This is a genomic window from Ethanoligenens harbinense YUAN-3, assembly GCF_000178115.2.
GTDB classification, from domain to species: domain Bacteria; phylum Bacillota; class Clostridia; order Oscillospirales; family Ethanoligenentaceae; genus Ethanoligenens; species Ethanoligenens harbinense.
This window is the reverse complement of record NC_014828.1, coordinates 405,657-430,459: the sequence shown is the minus strand read 5'-3', so window position 1 is coordinate 430,459 and position 24,803 is coordinate 405,657. Positions and strand designations below refer to the sequence as shown.

29 protein-coding genes are annotated in these 24,803 nt (G+C 59.5%); 6 read left to right on the top strand and 23 right to left on the bottom strand.

The genetic code is table 11. The features are described 5' to 3' along the window. Positions 1-6: 6 nt before the first annotated feature. The 3 genes from ETHHA_RS02100 (at position 7) to ETHHA_RS02090 (ending at position 4,778) form a co-directional block, all read left to right on the top strand. The gene (locus ETHHA_RS02100; RefSeq protein WP_013484376.1) at positions 7-1,191 is read left to right on the top strand and encodes a DUF58 domain-containing protein; all 1,185 of its coding nucleotides are present in this window, start codon (positions 7-9) and stop codon (positions 1,189-1,191) included. Beyond that, positions 1,188-3,416 (top strand): DUF4129 domain-containing transglutaminase family protein, encoded by a 2,229-nt coding sequence (locus ETHHA_RS02095; RefSeq protein WP_013484375.1) that lies wholly within the window; start codon positions 1,188-1,190, stop codon positions 3,414-3,416. Before ETHHA_RS02100 ends, ETHHA_RS02095 begins: the two co-directional genes overlap by 4 nt. Positions 3,417-3,719: 303 nt before the next feature. Beyond that, on the top strand, positions 3,720-4,778 hold the full coding sequence (locus tag ETHHA_RS02090; protein ID WP_013484374.1) for an Mbeg1-like protein: 1,059 nt from the start codon (positions 3,720-3,722) through the stop codon (positions 4,776-4,778). Here ETHHA_RS02090 and ETHHA_RS02085 read toward each other — a convergent pair. From ETHHA_RS02085 to ETHHA_RS02070, 4 genes are all read right to left on the bottom strand, one after another. Beyond that, positions 4,765-7,422, bottom strand: a complete 2,658-nt coding sequence (locus tag ETHHA_RS02085; RefSeq protein WP_013484373.1) for a helix-turn-helix transcriptional regulator — start codon at positions 7,420-7,422, stop codon at positions 4,765-4,767. The genes ETHHA_RS02090 and ETHHA_RS02085 overlap by 14 nt on opposite strands. Before the next feature lie 77 nt (positions 7,423-7,499). Then, positions 7,500-8,459, bottom strand: coding sequence for an ABC transporter permease (locus ETHHA_RS02080; protein WP_013484372.1), 960 nt, complete (start codon positions 8,457-8,459; stop codon positions 7,500-7,502). Further along, the gene (locus ETHHA_RS02075; protein WP_013484371.1) at positions 8,453-9,196 is read right to left on the bottom strand and encodes an ABC transporter permease; all 744 of its coding nucleotides are present in this window, start codon (positions 9,194-9,196) and stop codon (positions 8,453-8,455) included. The genes ETHHA_RS02080 and ETHHA_RS02075 overlap by 7 nt, the downstream gene beginning before the upstream one ends. A gap of 17 nt (positions 9,197-9,213) precedes the next feature. Next, complete coding sequence (locus ETHHA_RS02070; RefSeq protein ID WP_041687035.1) at positions 9,214-10,152, bottom strand: ABC transporter ATP-binding protein; 939 nt, start codon at positions 10,150-10,152, stop codon at positions 9,214-9,216. Positions 10,153-10,419: 267 nt separating this feature from the next. Here ETHHA_RS02070 and ETHHA_RS14245 point away from each other — a divergent pair, with 267 nt between their 5' ends. Continuing rightward, positions 10,420-12,621, top strand: coding sequence for an ArnT family glycosyltransferase (locus ETHHA_RS14245; RefSeq protein WP_049776522.1), 2,202 nt, complete (start codon positions 10,420-10,422; stop codon positions 12,619-12,621). A 59-nt stretch (positions 12,622-12,680) separates the two neighbouring features. On the opposite strand, the gene ETHHA_RS02060 is transcribed toward ETHHA_RS14245, so the two are convergent. Both ETHHA_RS02060 and glnA read right to left on the bottom strand, forming a co-directional pair. Further along, complete coding sequence (locus ETHHA_RS02060; protein ID WP_013484368.1) at positions 12,681-13,226, bottom strand: ANTAR domain-containing response regulator; 546 nt, start codon at positions 13,224-13,226, stop codon at positions 12,681-12,683. Positions 13,227-13,289: 63 nt separating this feature from the next. Next, a complete protein-coding gene (glnA, locus tag ETHHA_RS02055; protein ID WP_013484367.1) occupies positions 13,290-14,609 on the bottom strand; it encodes a type I glutamate--ammonia ligase in 1,320 nt (439 codons plus the stop codon). Positions 14,610-14,790: 181 nt separating this feature from the next. On the opposite strand from glnA, the gene ETHHA_RS02050 reads away from it, so the two are divergent. Together ETHHA_RS02050 and ETHHA_RS02045 are read left to right on the top strand one after the other, a co-directional pair. Further along, complete coding sequence (locus ETHHA_RS02050) at positions 14,791-15,474, top strand: 5'-methylthioadenosine/adenosylhomocysteine nucleosidase (RefSeq protein ID WP_013484366.1); 684 nt, start codon at positions 14,791-14,793, stop codon at positions 15,472-15,474. Between the two features lie 28 nt (positions 15,475-15,502). Next, a complete protein-coding gene (locus tag ETHHA_RS02045) occupies positions 15,503-15,973 on the top strand; it encodes a pyridoxamine 5'-phosphate oxidase family protein (protein WP_013484365.1) in 471 nt (156 codons plus the stop codon). A gap of 65 nt (positions 15,974-16,038) precedes the next feature. On the opposite strand, the gene ETHHA_RS15395 is transcribed toward ETHHA_RS02045, so the two are convergent. The 17 genes from ETHHA_RS15395 to rplF all read right to left on the bottom strand — a co-directional run bounded on the left by ETHHA_RS15395 (position 16,039) and on the right by rplF (position 24,796). Then, positions 16,039-16,185: a hypothetical protein gene (locus ETHHA_RS15395; protein WP_013484364.1), complete on the bottom strand. Its 147-nt coding sequence runs from the start codon at positions 16,183-16,185 to the stop codon at positions 16,039-16,041. A 158-nt stretch (positions 16,186-16,343) separates the two neighbouring features. Then, entirely contained in the window at positions 16,344-16,685 is a 342-nt protein-coding gene (rplQ, locus tag ETHHA_RS02040) for a 50S ribosomal protein L17 (RefSeq protein ID WP_013484363.1), read from the bottom strand. Positions 16,686-16,718: 33 nt separating this feature from the next. After that, positions 16,719-17,669: a DNA-directed RNA polymerase subunit alpha gene (locus tag ETHHA_RS02035; protein WP_013484362.1), complete on the bottom strand. Its 951-nt coding sequence runs from the start codon at positions 17,667-17,669 to the stop codon at positions 16,719-16,721. A gap of 128 nt (positions 17,670-17,797) precedes the next feature. After that, a complete protein-coding gene (gene rpsD / locus ETHHA_RS02030; RefSeq protein WP_013484361.1) occupies positions 17,798-18,424 on the bottom strand; it encodes a 30S ribosomal protein S4 in 627 nt (208 codons plus the stop codon). A gap of 27 nt (positions 18,425-18,451) precedes the next feature. Beyond that, positions 18,452-18,865 carry a 30S ribosomal protein S11 gene (rpsK, locus tag ETHHA_RS02025; protein WP_013484360.1) on the bottom strand — a complete coding sequence of 138 codons (414 nt, stop codon included), beginning with the start codon at positions 18,863-18,865 and terminating at the stop codon, positions 18,452-18,454. Positions 18,866-18,882: 17 nt separating this feature from the next. After that, positions 18,883-19,251: a 30S ribosomal protein S13 gene (gene rpsM / locus ETHHA_RS02020; protein ID WP_013484359.1), complete on the bottom strand. Its 369-nt coding sequence runs from the start codon at positions 19,249-19,251 to the stop codon at positions 18,883-18,885. A gap of 30 nt (positions 19,252-19,281) precedes the next feature. After that, positions 19,282-19,395, bottom strand: coding sequence for a 50S ribosomal protein L36 (rpmJ, locus tag ETHHA_RS02015; RefSeq protein WP_013484358.1), 114 nt, complete (start codon positions 19,393-19,395; stop codon positions 19,282-19,284). A gap of 58 nt (positions 19,396-19,453) precedes the next feature. Then, entirely contained in the window at positions 19,454-19,672 is a 219-nt protein-coding gene (gene infA / locus ETHHA_RS02010; RefSeq protein ID WP_013484357.1) for a translation initiation factor IF-1, read from the bottom strand. Between the two features lies 1 nt (position 19,673). Continuing rightward, the gene (locus ETHHA_RS02005; protein ID WP_013484356.1) at positions 19,674-19,949 is read right to left on the bottom strand and encodes a KOW domain-containing RNA-binding protein; all 276 of its coding nucleotides are present in this window, start codon (positions 19,947-19,949) and stop codon (positions 19,674-19,676) included. A 13-nt stretch (positions 19,950-19,962) separates the two neighbouring features. Next, positions 19,963-20,712 (bottom strand): type I methionyl aminopeptidase, encoded by a 750-nt coding sequence (gene map / locus ETHHA_RS02000; protein ID WP_013484355.1) that lies wholly within the window; start codon positions 20,710-20,712, stop codon positions 19,963-19,965. Then, positions 20,709-21,347, bottom strand: coding sequence for an adenylate kinase (locus ETHHA_RS01995; RefSeq protein ID WP_013484354.1), 639 nt, complete (start codon positions 21,345-21,347; stop codon positions 20,709-20,711). Before ETHHA_RS01995 ends, map begins: the two co-directional genes overlap by 4 nt. Before the next feature lie 49 nt (positions 21,348-21,396). After that, complete coding sequence (gene secY, locus ETHHA_RS01990) at positions 21,397-22,677, bottom strand: preprotein translocase subunit SecY (RefSeq protein WP_013484353.1); 1,281 nt, start codon at positions 22,675-22,677, stop codon at positions 21,397-21,399. 1 nt (position 22,678) lies between these two features. Then, positions 22,679-23,119 carry a 50S ribosomal protein L15 gene (gene rplO, locus ETHHA_RS01985; RefSeq protein ID WP_013484352.1) on the bottom strand — a complete coding sequence of 147 codons (441 nt, stop codon included), beginning with the start codon at positions 23,117-23,119 and terminating at the stop codon, positions 22,679-22,681. Positions 23,120-23,137: 18 nt separating this feature from the next. Next, positions 23,138-23,317, bottom strand: a complete 180-nt coding sequence (rpmD, locus tag ETHHA_RS01980; RefSeq protein ID WP_013484351.1) for a 50S ribosomal protein L30 — start codon at positions 23,315-23,317, stop codon at positions 23,138-23,140. Between the two features lie 15 nt (positions 23,318-23,332). Then, positions 23,333-23,854, bottom strand: coding sequence for a 30S ribosomal protein S5 (rpsE, locus tag ETHHA_RS01975; RefSeq protein WP_049776521.1), 522 nt, complete (start codon positions 23,852-23,854; stop codon positions 23,333-23,335). 10 nt (positions 23,855-23,864) lie between these two features. Continuing rightward, positions 23,865-24,224, bottom strand: a complete 360-nt coding sequence (rplR, locus tag ETHHA_RS01970; RefSeq protein ID WP_013484349.1) for a 50S ribosomal protein L18 — start codon at positions 24,222-24,224, stop codon at positions 23,865-23,867. A 20-nt stretch (positions 24,225-24,244) separates the two neighbouring features. Beyond that, complete coding sequence (gene rplF, locus ETHHA_RS01965) at positions 24,245-24,796, bottom strand: 50S ribosomal protein L6 (RefSeq protein WP_013484348.1); 552 nt, start codon at positions 24,794-24,796, stop codon at positions 24,245-24,247. Between the last annotated feature and the right edge of the window lie 7 nt (positions 24,797-24,803).

Here is a 24,803-nt window from a genome sequence, read left to right as displayed (position 1 = left end):
ATACCCATGCGTTTGCCATACAAACTCCTGCTGCTTTTCGTGCTGGTTGCCATCGCCCTGCTGCCTGCACTGGTCATGCGCCCCATCGGCGGATTTTTTCCCGCCGCCCTGCTCGTCTCCCTGCTTCTGTGCTCGGCTGTCTGCGCACTGGCGGGCGCTCTGCGGATGAAGTGCAGCGTTTGCCTGCGCGGACGGGCATTGGTCCGCGGTGCAGCCGCGGAGGGCGTTTTCACGCTGAAAAACCGTAGCCTCCTGCCTTTGCCCTGCGTAACGGTCACAGCGGAAGTCATCCAACCGGGCTGCGAGGCACAGCGTTTCACCCAGACACTGACGTTCGCACCCGGGCAAACGCGGCAGTTCACGCTGCCTGTCGCATGCGCGCACGTGGGGCTCTGCCGTATCCGGCTGGAACGGTTCACGGTACGCGACATCAGCGGCCTGTTCAATTTTTCCATGCACGGCCATGCCACGCTGGAAACCGTAGTCGCACCGCGCCTGGATACTGCGGGCGCACCAGCGTACCACCGGCAGGAGGGGGACTCCGCCGTTTCACAATCCGGCATACCCTCCGGAAACTACGACGGTGTCCGGCAATACGCCGCCGGCGACCCGCTGCACGGCATCCACTGGAAACTGACCGCCCATACCGGCGCTTTTATGAGCCGCATGTATGAACGATCCACACGACGCGGTATGGTCATCGCCGCCGACCTCGCGCCGCAGGCAGGTACACCCGCGGAATTCGACCGGCTGGCCGAGGAACCGCTGCGCGCGGCGCTCACCGCGCTGGAGAGCGGGTTGGAGGTGACCGTCCTTTACACAGGCTCGGACGGTCCGCGTCTGTGCCATCCGGCAGGCAGACAGGATCTGGAGGCGCTGGGGAGACATTGGGCAGCCGCAGCGGACCATCCCTCTGCGGACGATCTTCCTACCGCTCTGTCCGGCACGCAGGCCGACGGCATACTGCTCTGCACCGCTCGACTGACCGATGCGCTGATACGTAAACTGCTCGCTTGGCGGCAGGCAGGCGCGCAACCGGCGCTGCTGTGGGTCACAGATACTGCGCCATTCGACACGGACGCACGGCTTACGCCGCTCGTGCAAGCGGGTATGAACTGCCGCGTCCTTTCCATGGATACCGTGCAGGACGGAGCGCCGCGCGCCGCCGACACAAAGGGAGAGCCCGGATGAAGCAGGCGACCGCAGATCGGCTCATCCGTATGGCACTGCTGCTGGGTTCGGCGGCCGCACTCACGCATGAACTGTTCAAGGCATTTTTGATCCCGCACACATTTACCGACTCCCCGTGGCCCCTGCTGGGACTGGACACAGCGGTGCTCCTGCCGCTCATCCTGTGCGTACGCGGCCGGAAATCCCTGTATTTCTCCGTATTTGCCTGGGTCTCCGCCGGCATCGCGCTCATCCTGTATGCCCTTTTCCACCTCACGGACATCCTCGCTTCCCCACAGACGCTGCTTTACCCATGGCTGTTTTACCTTGTCGCCATGCCGGTCGCCATATTGGGGTTTTATGCCGTGCGTACACGCACCGGCACCCTTTTCTGGGCCGCCGGCGGACTGATCGGCATCACCTATCTGGCCGCCGGCGGCTATGACGTGGATATCCGCGTGACGGCGCTCTTCTGCCTATTCTGCGCGGCGCTTTTTCTGGACATGCAGCTACCGCCTTCCCGGCATCGCCTGCGGCGCCTGGGCGCGCTGAACGGTTTTCTCGGCGCCGCGTTCCTCGTCACGCTCGCCATATTGGCGGGGCTTGAACAACTCCCCGCCGTGCAGGACATGCAGCGCCTGCAAATCAAAGGCTTGGCGGACCTGTTCAAAGGCGGGCTGTCCGGCTTTGCGGACAACATCACCACCAAGCAGCTCGGCGGTCCGCTGTATCCGGACGATACGCAGATCTTCTCGGTCACCGGTATAGCGCCGTTTTATCTTAAGGGGCGCGCCTATACCACCTATCGCGACGGCACCTGGACGGTGGACAAAACACAGACCGCCTCCGATTTTTCCTCATTCGAAACCCTGCACCCGATGATGGGATCTGCCTTCCTTTCCGGCTCCGCACGGTTTCGTCCATATCAACCGCTCCCGGAGCGTGCTTCCGCATCCCTGCGCACCCTCACCGTTCACCTGCTGCGCGGCGGATACCGCACGCTGTTCCTGCCGCTCGGGTTCACGCAATGGCAATCCGGCAGCATCCGGTTTCCGCTGTTCCAAAACGGATCATATGAGGCCGCATCCATACTGCGTACCGGCAACAGCTATACGTTGGAATACCCGTACATCGACATGCAGAGCACCGCCTTTGCCTCTCTGGAAGCGGATTACGACCAGCGAACCGAGCCGTTTCTGGAAACTGTGCGCACCGGCACCCCCGACAGCTACACCGCGCTGATGCAGGAAAGCACAGCCGCATACGCCGCCGACACCGCTCTGCCCGCCTCCGTCACCAAGCGCACCCTCGCGCTGGCAAAGGCCCTCACGCAGAACAGCCGCAACGCCCTGGAGGCATCGGACGCTATCCGCGCATGGCTGGCAAAAAACTGCCGCTACCGCACCGATGTACCCGCCGCGCCCGCCGGATCGGAATTTGTGGACGATTTCCTGTTCCGTTCACACGAGGGCTATTGTGTCCATTTCGCCACCGCCATGACGGTGCTGCTCCGCGCGGCCGGCTATCCCGCCCGTTATGTGGAGGGATATGTTTCCCCTCCGGGCGAAGACGGAGACGGTACACACATTGTCACCAACAACCAGTCGCACGCATGGGTCGAAGTGTATACCCAACTGCTCGGTTACGTAACCGAGGACCCCACGCCCGGCATCGGGCCTTCCGCGTCCGGGGTAGGCGCGTCATCGGTACAATCCGCGCAGAGCAGCAAAGCTGCTTCCTCCATCCCGTCCACCCTCTCCGTCCCGTCTTCCGCCGCGTCATCCGCACCGGCCGCACCGGCTTCTTCCGGGCAGGCGGCCGACGGCAAAACCACGGGCGGACCTGTTTCTCCCTGGGTGATCGTGCTGACAGCAATAGGATTGTGCGCGCTGGCTCTGGCAGGCCGAATGGCCGGGCGCGCCGTATGGTTTGCCAGGCTACGGCGGAAACCGCGGAACACGCAGGTCATCTCGCTGTATCTTTACTGCCTGCGGTTCTTCGCACGGCTGGGGCGCCCCTGCGGCCCCAGCGAAACGCCCCAGCGCTATGCGCGCGAGGTGGAACGAATTCTCGGCATCACGGGCTTTGCCGGCACAACGGAGCTGTATCTGAAGGCGCGCTACAGCGGTGAAACCACGGATGCGGAAAGCTGTCGGCAGGCGGAAGCGTTCTGCCGCGGCCTGCCGCGCAAAGCCGCGGCGGCAAAGGGCCGGATTGCGGCCCTGTTTGCCATGCTGACTGCCTGAAACCGAAATCGAGCATCTGCACGCATACGCCATTCCGGAAGAAGCGGCGCGTAAAAACGCAGCCAATGGCTTTTGATTTTCAAAAATGCCCGAGATGCATGCGGAAAACGCGGCTTCGACCGCACGGCACAACCGCCGGACTGGATAGAAATCCGGAATTCCAGGCCGCGAAGATACCGGAATTTCCACCGCAAAGTCTGCTGTGCAAAAAACTTTACATTTTAAGATTTGACAGGCGCACACCTCCATGTTACTATGGGCATACACTGTTGTGGAAATTCGCCTGCGGGCGGCTCTTGGGAGATGGACGGGTTGCAGAATGATCTGACGGAACAGGATTTTAGTTTTTTGGCGCAGCTGGTATATTTCGACCCGCTGCGCGCGGACGGCACGCCGTGGCCTTCCCGCGGACAGGCGCATGTGACATGCAGCGTGGGGGACCTGCTGGCTTCCTACCGTCGGCTTCTGGGTACACCCAACGATCCGCTCCGGCCCCCAAAGCTCACCGGCGTGCACGCCTGGGTCTATGACGATCAGGTGCATTTTCTCACCGATCCGAACAACGACGCCTACGCAGGCTGGATCGTCACCGGCATCTGCGCGCACAACACACCTGTCGAATCCGGCCTCTACGGCTTCACCGTACATATCGACGACCATACCTCCGCGGTGGTCTTCCGCGGCAGCGAAAATCCCAAAGACCATCTCAACGACTGGCACGCCAGTCTGGACATCTCCAACAACCTGCTCATCGACCAGCATCGCGAAGCGCTGGCCTACATTGACGAGCGCGCCGATCTGTTCGGCCAGCCGGGGCACACGCTTTATTTCGTCGGGCACTCACTGGGCGGGCACGTCGCGCAGATCTGCACGTTCCTTTCACCGGAACCGGTGCGCGCCAATATCCGGCAGTGCGTCACGTTCAACTCGCCGGGTTTCAGCCTTGCATTTTTAGAAAAATACGCGGAAACCGTCGCCGCTGAAAAACGGAAGATTCTCAATTATCAGAACGAAAATGATTTTGTCTCCTCGCTGCTCACCTCGCCGGTAACGCCGGTCATCCTGCGGTCCCGGTACGACCAGCTTAATTTCTTCTGCAACCACGCGATCTCGTCCTGCCGACTGGATCAAAACGGGCGCTTCATCCCCGCGCGGGTGCAGAAAAAAAGCTTTGTCTGCGGCGGGGTATACAACTGGAGCCTGGGCATCCAGAAGTGGTCACATGAGCGCCAGGAGCGCAACAAGTGGTTCTGGGTGAGCCTGTTCCAGGGCGATCCGCTTTATGTCAAAGCCTATTCCTCACAGTTGCTCCTGCTGTTTAAAAACGGCATGCGTGCCATAACGGCATCTATGTCCCTGTAACCCGATACGCACATACGGCCCCGTGCGGCATTGCCGCGCGGGGCCGTATGTGTTTGCGCCGGTTCACGGCAGCAGACCCTGCCTGTGCGCTTCCTCTGCGGCCTGCACCCGCGTGGACACGCCCAGCTTTCCATAAGTGTGTCTTGACGGTGGCCGGTGTGATACACAGCCTATCCGCAATCTGCGCGTTGGTCAGGCCGTGCGCCAGTTCGCGCAGTACCTCGCACTCCCGGGCACTCAGCGTTTCCACTCCGTCAGGTGCCGCAGGAGGCGCCAACGCACACACTTCCTGCCAGAACGCCCGCTCTCCCGATGCCAGTTCCGCGCCGGGCAGAGCGTGCAGCGCGTCCCCCAATGCGGCACGCTCCACATAAAACGGCAGCAAAATGTGGTTTTCCCATGCGTAATGAAGCGCCTCGCGCAGCAAGTTGCGCACGGTGCGCGCCTCCCCTCCGCTTTCGAGCAGCATGGCGGCTTTGAGCAGGCCCGCACCCACCAGCGCCAGACGGTTGTGGTTAGCACGCGAGAACGCCAGCGCCTCCTCCACCTGCCGCAGGGCGGTGCCGCGTTGGCCCCGCCGCCACAGCAGCCGCGCCCCCACCAGCCGCGCGGAAAACGGGATATGCCCACCGTCCGCTTGATACTCGGCAAAGAACCGTTCCTCCCACACGGCGGGCAGGCAGCGCTGCACCAACGGATACAGCAGCAGCCGGTCGCATACGAGGACGCTCTGAAAATCCCGTGTGCTCCAGCGGAGCAAGTTTTCCAGCCCGTCCATCGCCGCGTCAACCGGGCCGAAGATCAGGTCGTATTCCAATCGGTTATAGGCATAGCCATAGGTCATCAAAAACGGAAAATGGGGAAACGCTTTCAGGCCCCGGTCGGCTTCCTCCAGCGCGGCGGCGGCCGGTTCTTTTTCCAACCGCTTGAGATAGACCCCGGTGCGCCCTATGGCGTGGTAGACGCCAAGTAGGCTGGTGGTGGGCGAGCGCGCCACCGCGTCCGCCATCTGCCCATACATGCGAAGGCTTTCGTTTAGCTCGCCGGTCTCCTCCGCCAACTGCGCACGCGATGAAAACAGGTAAAAATCTACAAACGGGCTGCGTCCTCCGGCGATATCGTATGCCCGCGCAGCAAAACGCGCGCATTCCGCATACTCATCGCGCTCCAGCAGCAGCGACGCGCCCTGCACATAAGCCAGCGCCTGCGAAAGCGGGCCCAGACCCGTCTGCTCGATCTGTTCGGGCGACACCGGCGCGGGCGGGTTTTTGAAATCCACCGTTTCCCCCACATAGATACCCGCCTGTCCCAACGTGCGGGCAAATATCTCGCCCGCCCGGTCTTCCCGGAACGCACGGAACACCTGCCTGGCGCGCTCCATATCGGGGTGCACCAGCAAATTATAATAGACGGACTGGATGGCAAGATTCGGATCCTCCATCACCACCTCGAGCGGCAGCCGATTGAGATAATGCCAGGTCTCGGCACGGGTGGAAAGCAGCGCAAGCTGCTGCCCCGCCTCGGCATAGGCCCCTGCAGCCAGCAGGTGCGGCAAAGCCGCCTGCCGCTCCCCGCGCGAAAGGAATGCTGCGGCGGCCCGCCGGTGCAGCACGGTTTGCTCGTCTTGGGGCAGCGCGGCGAACTGCTGCTTCAAATAGTCCCCCAGGATGCTGTGGTAACGATAAACGCCGCACTCTTCGTCCACGCAGATGAGGAAAAGGTTTTTGCCCACCAGCCGCCCGATGATCTCATGGTAGGCACCCGGCCCCAGCAGCGTCGCGCAGAGCACCGCGTCGAAATACGGCAGGATAGCAGTCACGGTCAGAAAGCGCTGCTCTTCACCGGAAAGTGTGGCAAAAATCTCATGTGTAAGATACTCCCCCGCCAGCGCGCGCCCGGTGCGTGGGCTTGCGGCCCCCATGCCGTCGGCCGCGGCGAGCAGTTGCAATCCGCCGATCCAGCCCTCCGCCTGCGCGGCCAGGCGCGCGGCGCGCTCGTCCGCTTCTTCCATCCCCAGCGTATCGCGCAAAAAGCGCACGCCTTCTTCCGCAGAGATTGCAAGCGCCTCGCCGTCGATGAACAGCAGCCTGCCCTCCACCGCCAGCCCGCCGAGATAAACCGCCGGGGCCTCGCGCGAGAGCAGACAAAGATGCAGCTGCTCCGGCAGCGCGGCGATAAATGTTTCCAGCGTGTGCAGCAGGCCTTCGTCCCGCAACAGGTGCAGATCGTCCAGCACCAGTAAGCCGGGCTCCATGCCGTCCGCCGCTTCCAGCGCCCGGCGCGCAATCACGTCCGCCTGCGCGCCGGAAAGTTCGCCTGCATCAAACAGCCCGGTCAGCCGCTTGGCGTCCATACCCGGCAACGTAGCCATGGCGGCGGCGAAATCATGCCAGAAAACAAACAGGTCGTCGTCCTCCGCGTCCAGCGACAACCATGCGGCATGCAAAGCAGTATGTTCTTTCAAAAACGAGCTGACCAGCGTGGTTTTGCCCATGCCCGCCGCACCCCGGATATAGATCACGCCGAACGATTCCCAGCGCGCCAGTTTTTCAAACAGCCCGCGGCGCGCGATGTATCCGCGCCGCGGCGCAGGCATCTTCAGTTTTGTCAACAACGCCGCGCCCAGCGTATCCGGCAACCGCATGGCCCGCTCCCCTCCCCGTTTGGAAAATGCTTTCACCTCCCAGATTGTATGATAAAACCGTCCGGTTGGCAAGCCCGCTATCCGCGCTGCCGCCTGCGACGCAGAAGAAATCCGGAAAGCGCAAACAGCGCCACGCCCCACGCAAACACATAAAGCAGATGCCCCGCATGCGCTACGCCCACGCCCTTTTCCGCCTGCGCGGCAAACAGCAGCAACTGTTTCTGCGGCAGCGCGCCGACCAGCGTATCCAGCACGGCGTTTTTTCGGCTGTTGGCATAGAATCCGCCAGCCAGCACCGTGGTGAATACAAGAATGCTGGAGCCGAGCATGGTGGCGTTGTCCGCCTTGTCAAGCAGGGTGTACAGCAGCAACGCGAGCGGGATGCCAAGCACCGCCAGCGCCAGGAACAGCAGCGCATACATCCCCAGCGAAAACCCGATGGCCACGCCCGCCTCTTGCAGCCCCGCCAGCAGCACAAGCGGCGGCAGAAACATCGTCAGCGCGTATACACAGTGCCCGGCCAGGTAGCCGACGCCCGAAACCGGCGTGACCTCGATGCGGGAAAGCTGCCCCTGCTCCTTGTCTTCCCCAAACATCAGCAGGTTGGTGATCGTGCTCATCAGCAGAAAGAGCATGGAAAACCCGATGACATTTTCCCCCACGCCGCGTTCGCCGCTCTGGCTGGGCACTTTTGCCTGCGGATCGGTCAGCAGGGCCTGCACCATCGCCTTGAACTGCGCGTTGCGCAATGTCTGAACACGGTAGCGCCCGCCGCCCTCATCAAAGACAAACGCGTCGTACTGCCCGCGCACCAGCGCCGATTCCGGAGGCGCTTTGCGCAGCACCGTCACATCCAGCCGGGCAGAGTGGACCGGCGCGGCGGCGTTCGCCGTCACCAGCGCAATATGGCCTTTCACCGGCTGGTGGGCAAGGTAGACCGCAAGCCCCATCGCAACAAGCGTGACGACCGTAAAGATCAGGATGCCTGCCAGACGCTTGCGCATGCGGCTGTAATCGTTCCGTAAAATGGTCAGCATACATAATCCTCCGTGTGGAAAAAGCGGACGCAACCCGCCGTCAGCGCGGCGGCGGCCGCCAACGCGCCGAAAAACAGCGGGGCGGCCACGGCGGCATTGCCGTCGATAAGCAGGGCAAACAGAGCGTCATTGATCCATTTGACGGGCGAGCAGCGGGAAATCAGCGCCACCACCCCACCCATGCTGTCCAGCGAAAAGAACGTCCCTCCCAAAAACGCCAGCACGCCGATGACTGTGCTGAGCAGACTGCTGGTGCTTTCCTCACTGTGCAGCACACAGCAGAAAAACGTCCCCAGCGCGGCGGAGGCCAGTTCCAGTGGAATGAGCACCAACAGCAACAGCCAGAACTGCCCGAAATTGGGGAAATGGAACAGCGCGCCCAGCGCCACCGCCAGCGTTCCGTGGCAAATGTAATCGAACAGCGCCGAAGCCAGAATTTTTGAAAAATAGATAGGGAAGCTGCCCGCCGGTGAAAACAGAATGCGCAGATTGGGTTTTTTGATATCCCGCTCCATAAAGGCGTTGGACGCGGTCATCGAGCCGGTGAGCACCGAGTAGACCAAAAACGACACCAGATAATACCGGTAAGCCGTCCAGCCGTCGGCATAGGCGCCGCCGTTAAGATAACCGAGCGTGAACACCAGCGCCACCGTGAACAAGGTGTTGTAGCCCACCAGCACCGGATTTTTGAACACATTGAACAGGTCTATGCGAAAAATGATGCCAAAGCGCCGCATATTTTTCCTCCTTTCCGTCAATCCCGCAGGGTGCGGCCGGTCAGCTTAAGGAATACCGTCTCCAGACTTGCTTCCTCGCTGGTAATGTTTTGAATCTCCACCCCTTTTTCATACAACAGGGCAATGATGCGGTCGAGATTGGCCACTCCGCGCAGCGACGTGATTTCGACGGCATGTTCCCCGATCTGCGCCGAAACGATTCCTTCGACCCTGTAAAGGTCTGACGCCTGCAGTCCTTCCGCACCTTCCACTGTGAGCGTGTAGCGCCGCTGATCCTCATAGGCCTGCTTGAGGCTCTCTTTGGTGCCCTCCGCGATGATCTGCCCGTGATCCATGATGATGATGCGGGAGGAGATGGCTTCCACCTCCTCCATGTAATGCGTGGTGTAGAGCACCGTCATGCCCTGACCGCGCAGGGTGCGGATGCTTTCGAGGATGTGGTTGCGCGACTGTGGGTCGATGCCCACGGTGGGTTCGTCCATGATGACCAGCTCCGGGCGATGCGCAATAGCGCAGGCAATATTCAGCCGCCGTTTCATCCCGCCCGAAAATGTTTTGATCACATCGCGCCGCCGGTCTTCCAGCCCCGCCAGCGCCAGCGCCTCGTCCGTCGCACGGTCGAGTTCCCGCCCACGCAGGCCATACAGCCCGGCGAAAAACCGCAGGTTGCGCTCAGCCGTGAGTTCCTCATACAGCGCGATGTCCTGCGGCACCACGCCCAGCCGCTGCCGGTAGGCGCGCAGGCGGCCGCGGATGCTTTGGCCGTGATAGAGCACCTCACCGCCGTCGTGCCCCAGCACGCCGGTGAGGATGTTGATGGTCGTGCTTTTTCCGGCACCGTTTGGCCCGAGCAGGCAGAGGATCTCCCCTGCGTCCACTGTAAAATCCAGGCCTTTCAGCACTTCTTTTTCTTTGAACCGCTTTGACAGGTTCTTCACCGTCAGAATCGTTTCCATTTTCATCACCTTCCACCTGCTATGTTATCAGAAAGGTGCGGAAAAGGAATCCACCGAACGGATGATTTTGCACCGTGCCCGCCGCTCATCCGGAGGGTGCAGCGCTTTGTCACGCAGTATCCCCGCTTCATTTTCCCGAACCGAAACGTGGGCTGTGCCCGCTTTCATGCAGATTTCACAGAGGGCACATGCACCCTTCACCTCTGTGCGGTATCCTGTACGCAGCTTGAAAAGCATGCGGCAACATCGACCAAACGGGGTGAGCATATGCAAGATATGATCGTTTTACCAGACAAGAGTTCTTCCAGCCAACTGTCCCGAAAATGGGCCCTGCTGATTCTGGCGGGCATCGCGGCACTTTCGTTCGGGCTGAATTTCTGGAGCATTTCCAGTGTGGGCTACGGCAACGCCTACTATGCGGCGGCCATCCGCAGCATGACGCAAAACGTCCACAATTTCTTTTTCGTCGCCTTCGACCCGGCAGGCGTGGTTTCGGTGGACAAACCACCTATCGGGCTTTGGGTGCAGGCAATCTTTGTCCTCATCTTCGGCTACCACGGCTGGGCCATGCTGCTGCCGCAGGCGTTGGCCGGCACCGGTTGTTCCCTCATGATGTACCTACTGGTGGCCAAACGGTTCGGCAGGCCGGCGGGGCTGATTTCCGCGCTGGTGCTCGCGCTCACGCCCTCGGTGGTGGTGGCCGCGCGCAACAATACCATGGACCTCCAACTGGTCTTCGTGTTGTTGGCGGCCACCTGGTTCCTCTTCCGCTCCATTGAGACCGGCAAGGCCCGGTATTTCTTTCTGGCGGCACTGATGGTCGGCATCGGCTTCAATGTCAAAATGCTGGAAGCCTACCTTGCCGTACCGGCCATGGGCATTGTTTTTCTTATATTTTCCAAACAGAAGATCGGCAAACGGATCCTCACGGCCATCGTAGGCATCGGCATCATGCTCGCGGTTTCTCTCTCGTGGACGGTGGCGGTAGACCTCACGCCCGCGTCCGAACGCCCGTATGTGGGCAGCTCTACCAACAACACCGTTTGGGAGCTCATCACGGGCCACAACGGAGCGGAACGGCTGTTCGGGCAGGGCGGCGGCACGGGCGGCATGGGCGGGCCCGGCGGACAAAACGGCGGCAGCACGAACAACAACAATGCCGGCGGGCAGAACGGCGGCATGGGCGGGCCCGGCGGACAAAACGGAAACGCCACCAATAACAACAATGCCAACGGCGGCAACACAAACAACAACGCCGGCGGGCAGAACGGCGGTACGGGCGGCTTTGGCGGGCCCGGCGGACAAAACGGAAACACCGCCAATAACAACAATGCCAACGGCGGCAGCACGAACAACAACGCCGGCGGGCAGAACGGCGGCACAGGCGGCAGGCCCGGCGGCACGGGCGGCATGAGCGGCAATGGCAACGACATCGGCACCGCCGGCATGTTCCGTCTGTGGGGCAGCACCATGTACGGGCAGGCGTCCTGGCTCATCATCCTTGCTCTCTTCGGCATCGCAGCCTGCGCAAGCAGATCGACCTGGAAAAAACGGAACGAAAAAGCAGCCATGATTCTTTATTGGGCGCTGTGGCTGGGCACTATGGTCGGATTCTTCAGCTTCGCCAGCTTCTTCCACCGGTACTACCTCTGCATCCTCGCACCGGGCATCGCCGGGCTGGCTGGCATCGGCCTGGTGCAAATGTTCAAGGCATTCCGCGATCGGCAGGGTTGGAAACAATGGCTGCTGCCCGCCTCCCTGGCGGCTATGTTCGTCTCCGAGACCGTCTACATCTCCGGCTACCCGGCGCTGCGCGGGTGGATGATCCCGCTTATGGCGGTGCTGACGGGCGCGGCTCTCATCGGCCTGTTCCTGCCACGCATCCTTCCCCGGCTGCGCCGCGCAAATCTGATCCGGCTGATCGCAACCGGCTGCATGCTGGCAGCCATGCTGACGGGACCGCTCTACTGGTGCCTGACAGTAGTGTGGTATCCGCCCATCAACAGCACCATGCCGTATGCAGGACCGGAACTGGCCACCGACACCCAAACAGCGGGCATGACCACCAACCAGGAAAACCTCACCACGGCCGACAGCGGCACCAAAGCGCTGGAAACCTATTTGGTAGCGCATTATAAAGCCGGCAGCTATCTGGTAGTGGCGGCCAGAGCCGACGATGTGGCGGCGTTCATCGTGGACACCGGACTCCCGGCCGTAGCATACGGCGGGTTCCTCGGTTCGGACAACGGCATCACCCTCTCGGAGCTCAAGAAGCTGGTCAAGGAGGGCAAGGTCACATATTTCCTGCTTTCCGACAGCAGCGGAGCAGGCATGAGCTCCAGTTCGGAGATCACCTCCTATGTAAAAGCGAACGCAACCCTCGTCAACGCATCTGCATACGGAAGCACCTCGACTTCCGGTTCTTCCTCCAATGGTGTATCCGGCGCTTCGCTCTATCTGTTTAAATAAACCGGAACAAACCACGCACAAACAGACAGCAGCCATGCCCTCAAGGCATGGCTGCTGTTTTATGATTCCTCTTTGGCCTGCTGTTCGCGCTCCAGCGCCTTGATGACCAGTTGTGCCGCCAACTCGCGTGGCAGACGTTTGTCCATACTCAGTTTCTGGATATATCGGTGCGCCTGCGGTTCGGTCCACCCTTTCTGCTGCACCAGCATCAGCTTGGCGCGGTCGAGCGTACCGCCGCCTTCCGCCACCTTCATCACCAGACGGATAGCCTGTATCAGCGCATCTTTGGTCAAGGGGTTTGCCAAAATGGTCACGCCGCTGCCGTCCAGCACCTCATGCGCCTCAAACAACGTGCCCCGGTCGATGACGATCATCACACCGGCCACGCCGCTCTGTGACAGTTCCAGTGCGAGGTCCAGCGTGTTTTCATCCGGCAGCTTGCCTGCCAGCAACACCGCCTCCATCTCATGCATGGACGTTTTGCGGCGCGCTTCCGCGCCGGAGGTGGCGACGATGGGATGGATCGCGATCGACGAAGCGATCAGATCACAAAGATTTTTGCAGAAAGCACGCTGTCCACACACGACAAGCATCCCGTCACTCAATCTACACCCTCCAAATGTACGTTTTGTGTGGCGCGGGTGAGCCGTTGCACCCGCTTCCTCTTCTCAATAGATAGACAGGTAACGGCCTGTTTCCCAGGGGTGCACCGTTTCACAGTATGAATCCCACTCGGCCCGTTTGGTGCTCAGATAGCTGCGGAACGCATGTTCGCCCAGAATTTCCCGTAGCAGCGCATCCTGCTCCAATGCGTCCAGCGCCTCGCCAAGCGTGGCGGGCAGGCGCTCGATACCCGCTTCCCGGATGGCGCGCGGACTCATATCCTGAATGTTGGCTTTCATCTCCGGCGGCGGTGTAATCTGTTTCTCAATGCCTTCCATCCCCGCGCCGAGCAACGCGGCCAGCGACAGATACGGGTTACAGGCGGGATCCGGGCTGAGCAGTTCGACGCGTGCGCGCCCGTCTTTGAAATACGGCACACGGATGAGCGGCCCGCGGTTTTTGCGCGCCCACAGGATATAGGCAGGCGCCTCGGTGCCGGGCACCAGACGTTTGTAGGAGTTGACCAGCGGATTGCACAGGGCGGTCAGGCCGCGAATATGCTTCATGATGCCGCCGATAAAATAATAGCCCTCTTTGGAAAGGCCCAGTTCGTCGTTTGGATCGGCCAAAACGTCTTGTTCTCCCCGCACCAGCGACATATTGATGTGCATACCGGAACCGGCCTCATTATGCAACGGCTTGGGCATGAACGTGGCATGCAGGCCGTGTTTCTGCGCAATGATCTTGACCACCATGCGGAACGTCTCGATGTTGTCCGCCGTTTTGAGTGCATCATCATACCGGAAATCAATTTCATGCTGTCCGGCAGCCACCTCATGGTGGCTGGATTCCACCAAAAAGCCCATGTTCTCCAGCGACAGGCAGACCTCCCGCCGGGCGTTTTCGCCCAGATCGATAGGCGCCAGATCGAAATAACCGGCTGTGTCGTGCGTCTGGGTGGTGGGCAGGCCATGCTCGTCGGTGTGGAACAGGAAAAATTCACATTCCGGTTCCACTAAGAACATATAGCCTTTGGCGGCGGCTTTGGCGACCATCTTTTTGAGAATATAGCGCGGATCACCCGCAAACGGCGTGCCGTCCTGCGAAAGCACATCACAGATAAAACGCACCACTTTCCCCTGCTGGGGCCGCCACGGAAAAATATTCAGCGTATCCAGCTCGGGCACCAGCAGCATCTCGGATTCTTCGGAGCGGGAAAACCCGTCCACCGCATACCCGTCGAACAAAACGCCGTCCAGCGCACTTTCCAGATTGGAGTAGTTGATGGCGATGTTTTTCATGATGCCGCTGATATCGGTAAACTGAAAACGAATAAATTTCACATCGTTTTCTTCCATGAACTGGAACACATCTTCGCGATCCAAATCGATTCCTCCCAGCCAACAGGCAGACCCGTTTTTCCCTCTCGGACAAATAAACTCCTTCTATAATAAAATACTTTTCCTGTTTTCGCAACCTTTTCTATGGTATAATGGCAATTGGTTGCCGGAACCATCCGGCAGAACGTGAAAACCGTGCGGCAACGCACGAACGGAAGGTGATCCTATGGCAAAAATCGGCGTACTGTCGGCCATGCCGGTCGAAATTGAGAGCATCATCCAAAAATGCGGTGCCAAACCGCTCTCCACTCCGCATTTCTATAAAGTGTGGGAAGGCACATATGGAAACAATACCGTCCTGTTTGCGTGCAGCGGCATCGGCAAAGTGAACGCGGCGGCCTGCGCCCAGCACCTTATCGACGCGTTCGGGGTAGACTGCATCATCAATATGGGCATTGCGGGCGGCATTGCCAAAGACCTGCACACCCTCGATGTGGTCATCGGGAACGAGGTTTTCTACCACGATTTTAACCCGGCCTCCCTGTTGGAAAAATACTATCCATTCCAGGCGCGCTTCACCTGCGATGCGCGCCTGGCGGAGATTGCCCGGAACGTCTGCACAGCCACACCGGAAGTGGAGTGCTTTCGCATGGGGGATATTGCGTCCGGCGACTGCTTTGTGGAAGCAGGCGAGACCAAAGCACTTATCCGTGAACTGGGCGGTGTGTGCTGCGAGATGGAGGGCGCCGCCATCGGGCACGTATGCTTCCTCAACGAAGTACCGTTTCTGATCGTGCGCACCATCTCCGATCTGGCAGACGAAACCGCGCCCATCACCTATGAGGAATTTGAACAGAAAGCCTCCGTCCAGTCCAACCATGTGGTGGAAGGCATCCTGAAGGCCATCTGAGAAACGCGGAAAGCAGAGGGCCCACCCAGTGAGAAGAAACGACCGTGAAGTGACCGATCCGGACGAACAAATCGCCATCATGCAACGCTGCGATGTCTGCCGCCTGGCTTTTTTTGATGCGGACAGCCCATATATCGTGCCGATGAATTTCGGATTTGAGCAGGCCTGCGACACACTCCTGCTCTATTTTCATTGCGCCAAAACCGGCAAAAAGCTGGACTGCCTTGCGGCAGACCCGCGGGTGTCCTTTGAGATGGATGGTGCACACCGCCTGCTGGAAGCAGATTCGGCATGCGGCTATAGCATGGAATATGAGAGCGTGATCGGCCGGGGTACCGCCCGACTGCTGGGCGATGCCGAAAAAGCGCATGCGCTCCAGTGCATCATGCGGCACTACCGGCCCGGCAAGACCTTTGTGTTTGACCTGCGGATGATGGACGCCGTCGCGGTGTTTCAGGTGTCGGTGCAGTCCCTGACGGCGAAACGGCTGAAGAAATAGGCCTGTTTTGTGCGGTATAAGAAATCACCCGCTGTTCAACTGTAGAACAGCGGGTGATGTTTGTCTTACGATCTGCGGTCTTGCTTTTTACCTTCTTCTTTTGCCCAGCGGCCTTCTTCGGCATTTTCACCGATCTGGTCGCCCGCCGGTGCGGGGGTATGTCCCTTTTGCCTGGTGCCGCCGTTTTGCTTGCGCTCAAATTTATCCGGCATTGTGTTTGCTCCTTTCGCATGGGGTGCTCGTTCTGCGGGTAGTTTGCACGGTGCAGGGGCAAATATGCATGCGAAAGCGCATTTGGATACAAAACAAACCGCCCTTTTCCAAAACGCGCCGCTGGCATTTTGGAAAAGGGCGGATAGCAACAAAAAGATCAGATCAGTTCAATGATGGCCATTTCCGCCGCGTCGCCGCGCCGGGGGCCGATTTTGTAAATGCGGGTGTAACCGCCGCTTACCTCTTTATATTTCGGGCCGAGTTCGTCGATCACCTTTTTGGATACCGCTTCTTTGGTGATGAACGAGTAGATCTGCCGTTTGGAATGGAGATCCGTCTCTTTGCCAAGCGTGATCATTTTTTCGGCGAGCGAACGGACTTCTTTGGCTCTAGCCAGCGTGGTTTCGATCTTGCCGTTTTCCAACAGGAACGTCACCATGGCTCTGAGCATGGCCAAACGATGGTCTGTCGATCTGCCAAGTTTTCTGGTTCCGGGCATTGCACTCACTCCTTTTTGTGCGCGACGAGGGACTTATTCCTCATCCCTTTTTAAAGAAAACCCAAGGGAATTGAGCTTGCTGATGACTTCTTCCAGCGATTTGCGGCCAAGGTTGCGCACCTTCATCATATCGTCTTCCGTGCGGTTGATGAGGTCTTCCACCGTATTGATGCCCGCGCGCTTGAGGCAGTTGAACGACCGCACCGAAAGGTCCAACTCCTCAATCGTCATCTCCAGCACTTTTTCCTTGCTCTTATCGTCTTTCTCGACCATGATCTCGGTGGACTGCGTTTCCGCGCAGAGCGCCACAAACAGGCCCAGATGTTCGTTGAGGATCTTCGCGCCGATGGACACCGCTTCCTTTGCGGAAATGGTGGCGTCCGTCCAGACTTCAAGCGTGAGCTTGTCATAGTCGGTAATCTGGCCGACGCGCGTGTTCTCCACCGCATAGTTCACTTTGAGCACCGGCGTATAGATGGAGTCCACCGGGATAACCCCGATGGCGGGCTGGAGGTTTTGCTTGTTGCGCTCGGCCGCGACATAGCCGCGCCCCTTATCCAGTGTGATCTCCATATACAGTTTGGCACCCGCCGCCAGCGTGGCAATGTGCATGTTGGGGTCCAAAATCTCCACTTCGGAATCGGTTTTGATGTCCCCGGCGGTCACTTTGCATTCGCCTTCGGCGTCGATATATACAACCTTTGGGCCGTCGCTGTGCAGCTTGGCCGTAAGGCCCTTGATGTTGAGGATGATTTCGGTGACGTCTTCTTTAACGCCCGGCACGGTGGAAAACTCATGCTGCACGCCGTCGATCTTGACCTGTGTCACCGCCACGCCCGGAAGCGAGGAAAGCAGCACACGACGCAGGCTGTTGCCCAGCGTCGTACCATAGCCGCGCTCCAGCGGCTCCACCACAAAGCGGCCATAAGAACCGTCTGACGTGAGCTCCGCTGTTTCGATCCTCGGCTTCTCAATTTCAATCATGAACAACCCTCCTGACGGTTAGGCGCAAACGCGCCCGCATCGATTCCTGAAAACCGGCCGCGCCGGTTGCCCGGCAGGGCGGTCCGCTGTGCTTTGCCGCGCTGCGGCAAAGCTGCGAGGGCATCGCCTTACTTGGAATACAGCTCGACGATGAGATGCTCTTCAACCGACAGGTCGATGTCTTCGCGGTTGGGCAGCACGGCTACTGTGCCCGAAAGGGCCTCGCGGTTGATTTCCAGCCACTTGGGAATCGGGCGGGAAGCATTGGCTTCCACCACACTCTTGATGAATTCGTTGGTGCGGCTGCCTTCTTTGACGGCGACCACATCGCCGACCCGCACGCGCATGGACGGGATATTGGCTTTTTTGCCATTGATGGTGAAGTGGCCGTGGCGCACCATCTGGCGGCTCTGAGCGTGCGAGCTGGCAAAGCCGAGACGGTAGACCACGTTATCCAGACGAAGCTCCAGAAGACGCAACAGATTCTCACCGGTGATGCCGGGCTTGGACTCGGCAATTTCGAAGTAGTGGCGGAACTGGCGCTCCAGCACGCCGTAATAGCGGCGGGCTTTCTGTTTGGCGCGCAGCTGGATGCCGTACTCGGAGACTTTCTTGCGGTCCTGGCCATGCTGGCCCGGCGCGTAGCTGCGGCGGCCCACCGAACATTTATCCGAATAGCAGCGCTCGCCTTTCAGGAACAGTTTCTGGCCTTCGCGGCGGCAGAGTTTGCAAACGGAATCCGTATATCTTGCCATTGTATTCAAACACCTCCTGTTTCTGAATCAAACGCGACGCCGTTTCGGAGGACGGCAGCCGTTGTGTGGGATGGGCGTGACATCCTTGATCATGTTCACTTCCAGACCCGCGGCCTGCAAGGCACGAATGGCCGCTTCACGGCCGGCGCCCGGGCCCTTGACGAAGACTTCGATGGTTTTCATGCCATGCTCCATCGCCACTTTGGCGGCGGTTTCGGCCGCCATCTGCGCGGCGAACGGGGAGCTTTTGCGGGAACCGCGGAAGCCCAGGCCGCCCGCGCTTGCCCAGGAGATCGAATTGCCCTGGGTATCGGTAATGGTGACGATGGTGTTGTTGAACGTCGACTGGATGTGCGCGGCGCCGCGGTCGATGTTTTTGCGCTCACGGCGTTTGCGGGTGGCGGTAGCGCCCTTTTTATTGGCAACAGCCTTGTTGGCCATTCAATATCCCTCCCTGATTATTTCTTCTTATTCGCAATGGTCTTCTTCGGACCTTTGCGCGTGCGTGCGTTCGTTTTGGTGCGCTGGCCGCGGACGGGCAGGCCCTTGCGATGGCGCACGCCCCGGTAACAGCCGACTTCCACCAGACGTTTGATGTTCAGCGCGACACGGCGGCGCAGGTCGCCTTCGATGGTGTACTCTTTGTCGATGATATCACGCAGCAGGGAGACCTGTTCTTCGGTCAAATCCTTGACACGGATGTCGGGATTTATACCGGTGGCTTTGATAATGTCGTCCGCTGATTTGCGGCCGATGCCGAAAATATACGTCAAACCGATCTCCACCCGTTTTTCGTTGGGCAGATTCACGCCGGCTATACGAGCCATATGGTTACACCTCCATTGTTTTCCGGCAGATCAGCCCTGCCGCTGTTTATGCTTGGGATTTTCGCAAATGACCATGATGCGCCCCTTGCGTTTGATAACCTTGCATTTTTCGCACATGGGCTTTACCGAAGGCCTTACTTTCATCTTACGGTTCCTCCCTTTCGGATGGACACGGCCGCGGAGCGGCCGTCGCGTTGAACGGTTATTTCGAGCGCCAGGTGATGCGCCCGCGGGTCAAGTCGTATGGGGACATTTCCACGGTGACTTTGTCTCCCGGCAAGATGCGGATATAGTTCATGCGCAGTTTGCCGGAGATGTGTGCCAGAATCATGTGATTATTGGGAAGCTCCACCTGAAACATCGCGTTGGGCAGCGCTTCTCTCACAATACCTTCAAGCTCGATCATGTCGTCTTTGGACAAGCTAAATTCCTCCCCCGGAAACCGCAGCCGCATCGGCGCCGAATGCACCGAGCGCTTTCCTGATCTGGCGATTGGTCGCCCTGCCCGCATCCGGCAGGTCCAGACGGCCTACCACCTGCAAATGCTTGCACTTTTTGCGTTTGGGTTTTTCCGTTTTGCGGCGTTTGCCGTCCGCTATGAGCGCATGGCTGTCGTCTGCAAAATCAATCACGGCAAAGGTGCCGCCCTTGTCGTGCCCGGCCAGGGAGAGCACGACGCTTCCGGTCTGTATCTCCATGAAACCTCCCCCATCACGGGGCCGTAAGAATCACGGGGCCGTTTTCCGTGATGGCGACGGTGTGTTCAAAATGTGCCGACAGGCTGCCGTCCACCGTGGTGACCGTCCAGCCGTTTTGCAGGGTACGGACTTCCTTTGCGCCCTGATTGATCATGGGCTCGATCGCGATTACCATGCCCGGAACAAGCCTTGCGCCATGTCCCACGCGCCCATAGTTGGGAACATCCGGCTCCTCATGCATGTCTTCTCCCACGCCGTGCCCCACATAAGGGCGCACCACCGAAAAGCCGCGCGCCTCCACATAGGACTGCACCGCATGGCCGATATCGCCGACGCGGTTGCCGGGCTTTGCCGCCCGGATACCTTCAAACAGACTCTCGCGGGTGGCGTCCAGCAGCGCCTGCGCCTCGTCGCTGATCGTGCCGGCCGGAAACGTCCATGCATTGTCGCCGTTGAAACCCTCGTAAATAGCGCCCACATCGATGCTGACGATGTCGCCATTCTGGATCTTGTGCTTTTTGTCCGGGATGCCGTGGATGACTTCGTTGTTGACCGAGATGCACGCGGTAGCCGGGAACCCGCCGTATCCGAGGAACGACGGTTTGGCACCCGCCCGGACAATGAATTCATGCATGATATGATCCAGATCTGCGGTGGTGATGCCGGGTTCGACATGCTTGCCGCCCTCCAGCAGGGCCAGCTGAGAGATCCGGCCGGCCTCCCGCATTTTTTGAAGCTGATGCTCGTTTTTCAGAATGATCATGACCGGCCTTCTAACGTTTGCAGGGTCAGGCGGGTGGTATCGGCGATATCCTCCTGCCCCTCCACCACGGAAAGTTTATCTTGCTTGGCATAATATGCCTTGACCGGCTCGGTCTGCGTGTGGTAGACCTCCAGGCGCGCCTTGACGGTCTCGGGCGCATCGTCGGCGCGCTGCACCAGCCTGCCGCCGTCCGCGTCGCAGATACCTTCCGTTTTCGGCGGACGGTATTCGGTGTGATAGGACGTGCCACAGATCTCACAGACCCGGCGGCCCGCCATGCGCGCCACGATGCGTTCGTCCGGCACGTCGATCTCCAACACGGTGTCGATCCGCACGCCCATTTGATCGAGCGCCTCGGCCTGCGGCACCGTGCGCGGGAAACCGTCGAGGATAAAGCCGTTCTGATACGCCGGCTCTTTCAGCTTTTCCTGGATCATGCCCACCAGGACGGCGTCGGGCACCAGTTTGCCCGCATCCATATAGGCCTTGGCTTCCAGGCCGAGCTTCGTGCCGTTTTTCACCGCTTCGCGCAGCATGTTGCCGGTGGAAATGGTGGGAATGTGGAAATGTGCACAGATGTTTTCTGCCTGCGTGCCCTTGCCGGCGCCCGGGGCTCCCAATAGGATCAGGTTCATTGTTGCCTCCCGTCTGGGCCGGTGGCGGTCGTGCCGCCGGTCGTCCGTGTTACTCAAGGAATCCCTTGTAATGCCGCATCATCATCTGCGACTCGAGCTGCCGCTGCGTGTCCAGCGCCACGCCCACCAGGATGAGCAGGCTGGTGCCGCCGAGCGCGATGTTCAGGCCCGCGCCCGCCGAAAGCGCGATGGGCAGTACGGCCACCAGACCGAGGAAGACCGCCCCGATGAGCGTCACGCGCGAGATGACGCGCTGGATATAATCGGCGGTGGGTTTACCCGGACGGATACCCGGGATGCCGCCGTTGTTTTTACGAAGGTTGTTAGAAATTTCAAAGGGGTTGTATTGGATGGCGACATAGAAGAAGTTAAAGAGAATGATGAGAACGAAATAGACCACCGCGTAGAGCCACGATGTATAGCCAAACCAGGTGAACACCTTGTAAACAGTGGACGTCTTGGGAAGGAAACCGCCGATGATGGACGGGATGCTCACGATGGAAGACGCGAAGATGATCGGCATGACGCCGGACATCGTCACTTTAATGGGAATATAAGAGCTCTGCCCGCCGTACATCTTACGGCCGACCACGCGTTTGGCATACTGCACCGGGATGCGGCGCTCGGCGTCGTTCATGAACACGATGGCGACCACCACGAAGAGCCCCAGCACCACGAGCAGCGGGATGAGCACATGATACTGCCCGCCGATCTGCCAGTATTTCGAGATGGCGCTGCCGATGGACGGGCCGCGGCTGACGATACCGGCAAAAAGCAGAATGGAAATGCCGTTGCCGATGCCTTTGTCGTTGATCTGTTCACCAAGCCACATCATCAGGCAGCTGCCCGCCGTGAACACCGCCACAATGACGGCTGCGGAAAACACGGCGGAAAAACCTGTGTTATACTCGGTGATGCCGTAACCCCGCAGATAAAAATACATGCCGAGGCCCTGCCCAAGGCCGAGGATCATGGTGAAATAGCGGGTGATACTGTTGAGTTTTTTACGCCCTACTTCGCCTTCCTTACTCAAGCGCTCCAAGGCCGGAATGGCCACGGTGAGCAACTGGATGATGATGGTGGCGTTGATATAGGGCGTGACGGACATGGAAAAGATGGTGGCGCGCGAAAGGGCGCCGCCAGTGAGGATGTCGATATATCCCATAAGGCTATTGCCGCCGCTGGCTATTTCGTTATGCAGCGCGGTCAGGTTCAGATAGGGAACCGTGATGGCCGCGCCGATACGGAAGATGACGATGACAAGCAACGTATAGAGCAGCTTTTTGCGCAGTTCGGGCGATCTCCATGCATTACGGAACGTATCAAACATCTCAAATCACCTCGGTGGTTCCGCCGGCCGCTTCGATTTTCTGCTTTGCGGCTTCGGAAAAAGCGGAAGCTTTGACGGTGAGCTTCTTGGTCAGCTCACCCTGGGCGAGCACTTTCACGCCGTAGGGAGCCTTTTTGACCAGTCCGGCTTCTTTGAGCGCCGCTGCGTCCACCACCGCACCGTCCTCAAACACGTTGAGGGCCTGCACATTGACGTGCGCATAGGGCTTGGCGAAGATGTTGGTAAAACCGCGCTTCGGGATACGGCGCACAAGGGGCATCTGGCCACCTTCAAAACCGGGGCGCACGCCGCCGCCGCTTCTGGCTTTCTGGCCCTTATGGCCCTTGCCGGACGTTTTGCCGTTGCCGGAACCGATGCCGCGGCCTACGCGGAACGCGTCTTTGGACGCGCCTTCGGCGGGCGAGAGTTCATACAGCTTCATGGGCTTCGCACCTCCTTTTTATGCTTCCACTACCTCGACGAGATAGCTGATCTGATTGATTTTGCCCCGCGTCTGGGGGTTATCCGGCTGCGTGACCTCATCGCGGATCTTACGCAGGCCAAGCGCGTGCGCGGTGGCGATATGGGACGCTTTTCTGCCACTCAGGCTTTTGAGCAGCGTGATTTTCAGTTCTGCCATGATGGCTGCTCCTCCTTAGCCCAGGATTTCCTTGACGGTTTTGCCCCGGATCTCGGCGACCCGCTCGGCGCCCCGGATGCTCTTGAGCCCCTGGATGGTCGCGCGGACCACATTGCAGGGGTTATTGGAGCGCAACGCTTTGGTGCGGATGTCTTTGATACCGGCCACTTCAACCACGGCGCGCACAGGGCCGCCGGCGATCACGCCGGTACCGGGGGCGGCGGGTTTGAGCAGCACGCGGCCCGCGCCGAACGCGCCGACGATCTCGTGCGGGATGGTGGTGCCTTTGAGCGCCACCGTGAAGAGGTTTTTCTTCGCGTCTTCGATGCCCTTGCGGATCGCGTCGGGCACCTCGCCTGATTTACCAATGCCGAAACCGACTTTGCCTTTGCCGTCGCCCACGACGACCAGCGCGGCAAACTTGAAGATACGGCCGCCCTTTACCGTTTTGGAAACACGGTTGATTGCGACGACCTTTTCATTCAGATCGGATTCTTCTCTATTATTAGAACGAAAATTATTCCGTGCCAAAGCCATCCCTCCTCAATCAGAACTTCAGGCCGCCCTCACGGGCGCCATCTGCGAGTTCTTTGATACGGCCATGATAGACAAATCCGCCGCGGTCGAACCGCACTTCGATAATGCCTTTTTCCGCCGCTTTTTTGGCGATTGCAAGGCCGACTTTTTTGGCCGCCTCTTTGTTTCCGCCCGTTCCTTCGAAATCTTTATCCATCGTGGATGCGGCGACAAGCGTCACGCCCGCGACATCGTCGATGACCTGCGCGTAGATGTGATGGAGGGAGCGGAATACGTTCAGACGCGGACGCTCGGCGGTGCCGGAAATCTTTCCGCGCACACGCTTATGCCGCCGCAGCCGTGCTTTGTTGTTGTCGGGTTTGTTGATCATAATGGCTTCTCGCTCCTTCCTTATTTCTTACCGCCCTTACCGGCTTTACCTTCTTTGCGGTGAATGACTTCGTCCGCATACTTGACGCCTTTGCCCTTATAAGGTTCGGGCGGACGTTTTTCACGGAGTTCCGCGGCAAACTGGCCGACCTGCTGTTTGTCCGGGCCATGCACGATGATCTTATTGGGCGCGGGCACGTCGATGGTGATGCCCGGCACCTCCTCAACGATGACCGGATGGGAATAGCCGAGATTGAAGGTCACTTTTTTACCCTGCTTGGCGGCACGGTAACCGACACCGTTGATTTCGAGTTCCTTGTGGTACTCTTCGACCACGCCGTGCACCATGTTGGCGACGAGCGAGCGGGTGAGACCGTGCAACGCGCGGTGTTCCTTCTCATCATCGGGGCGGGTGATGTGGATAACGCTGCCCTCGATGGTGATCTTGATATCGGGATGGAACGACTGAGTCAGTTCGCCTTTGGGGCCTTTCACGATGACCGTGTTGCCTTCCGCCAGCGTGACGTTTACGCCGTTCGGTATTTCAATCGGCTGTTTACCGATACGCGACATACAAAAC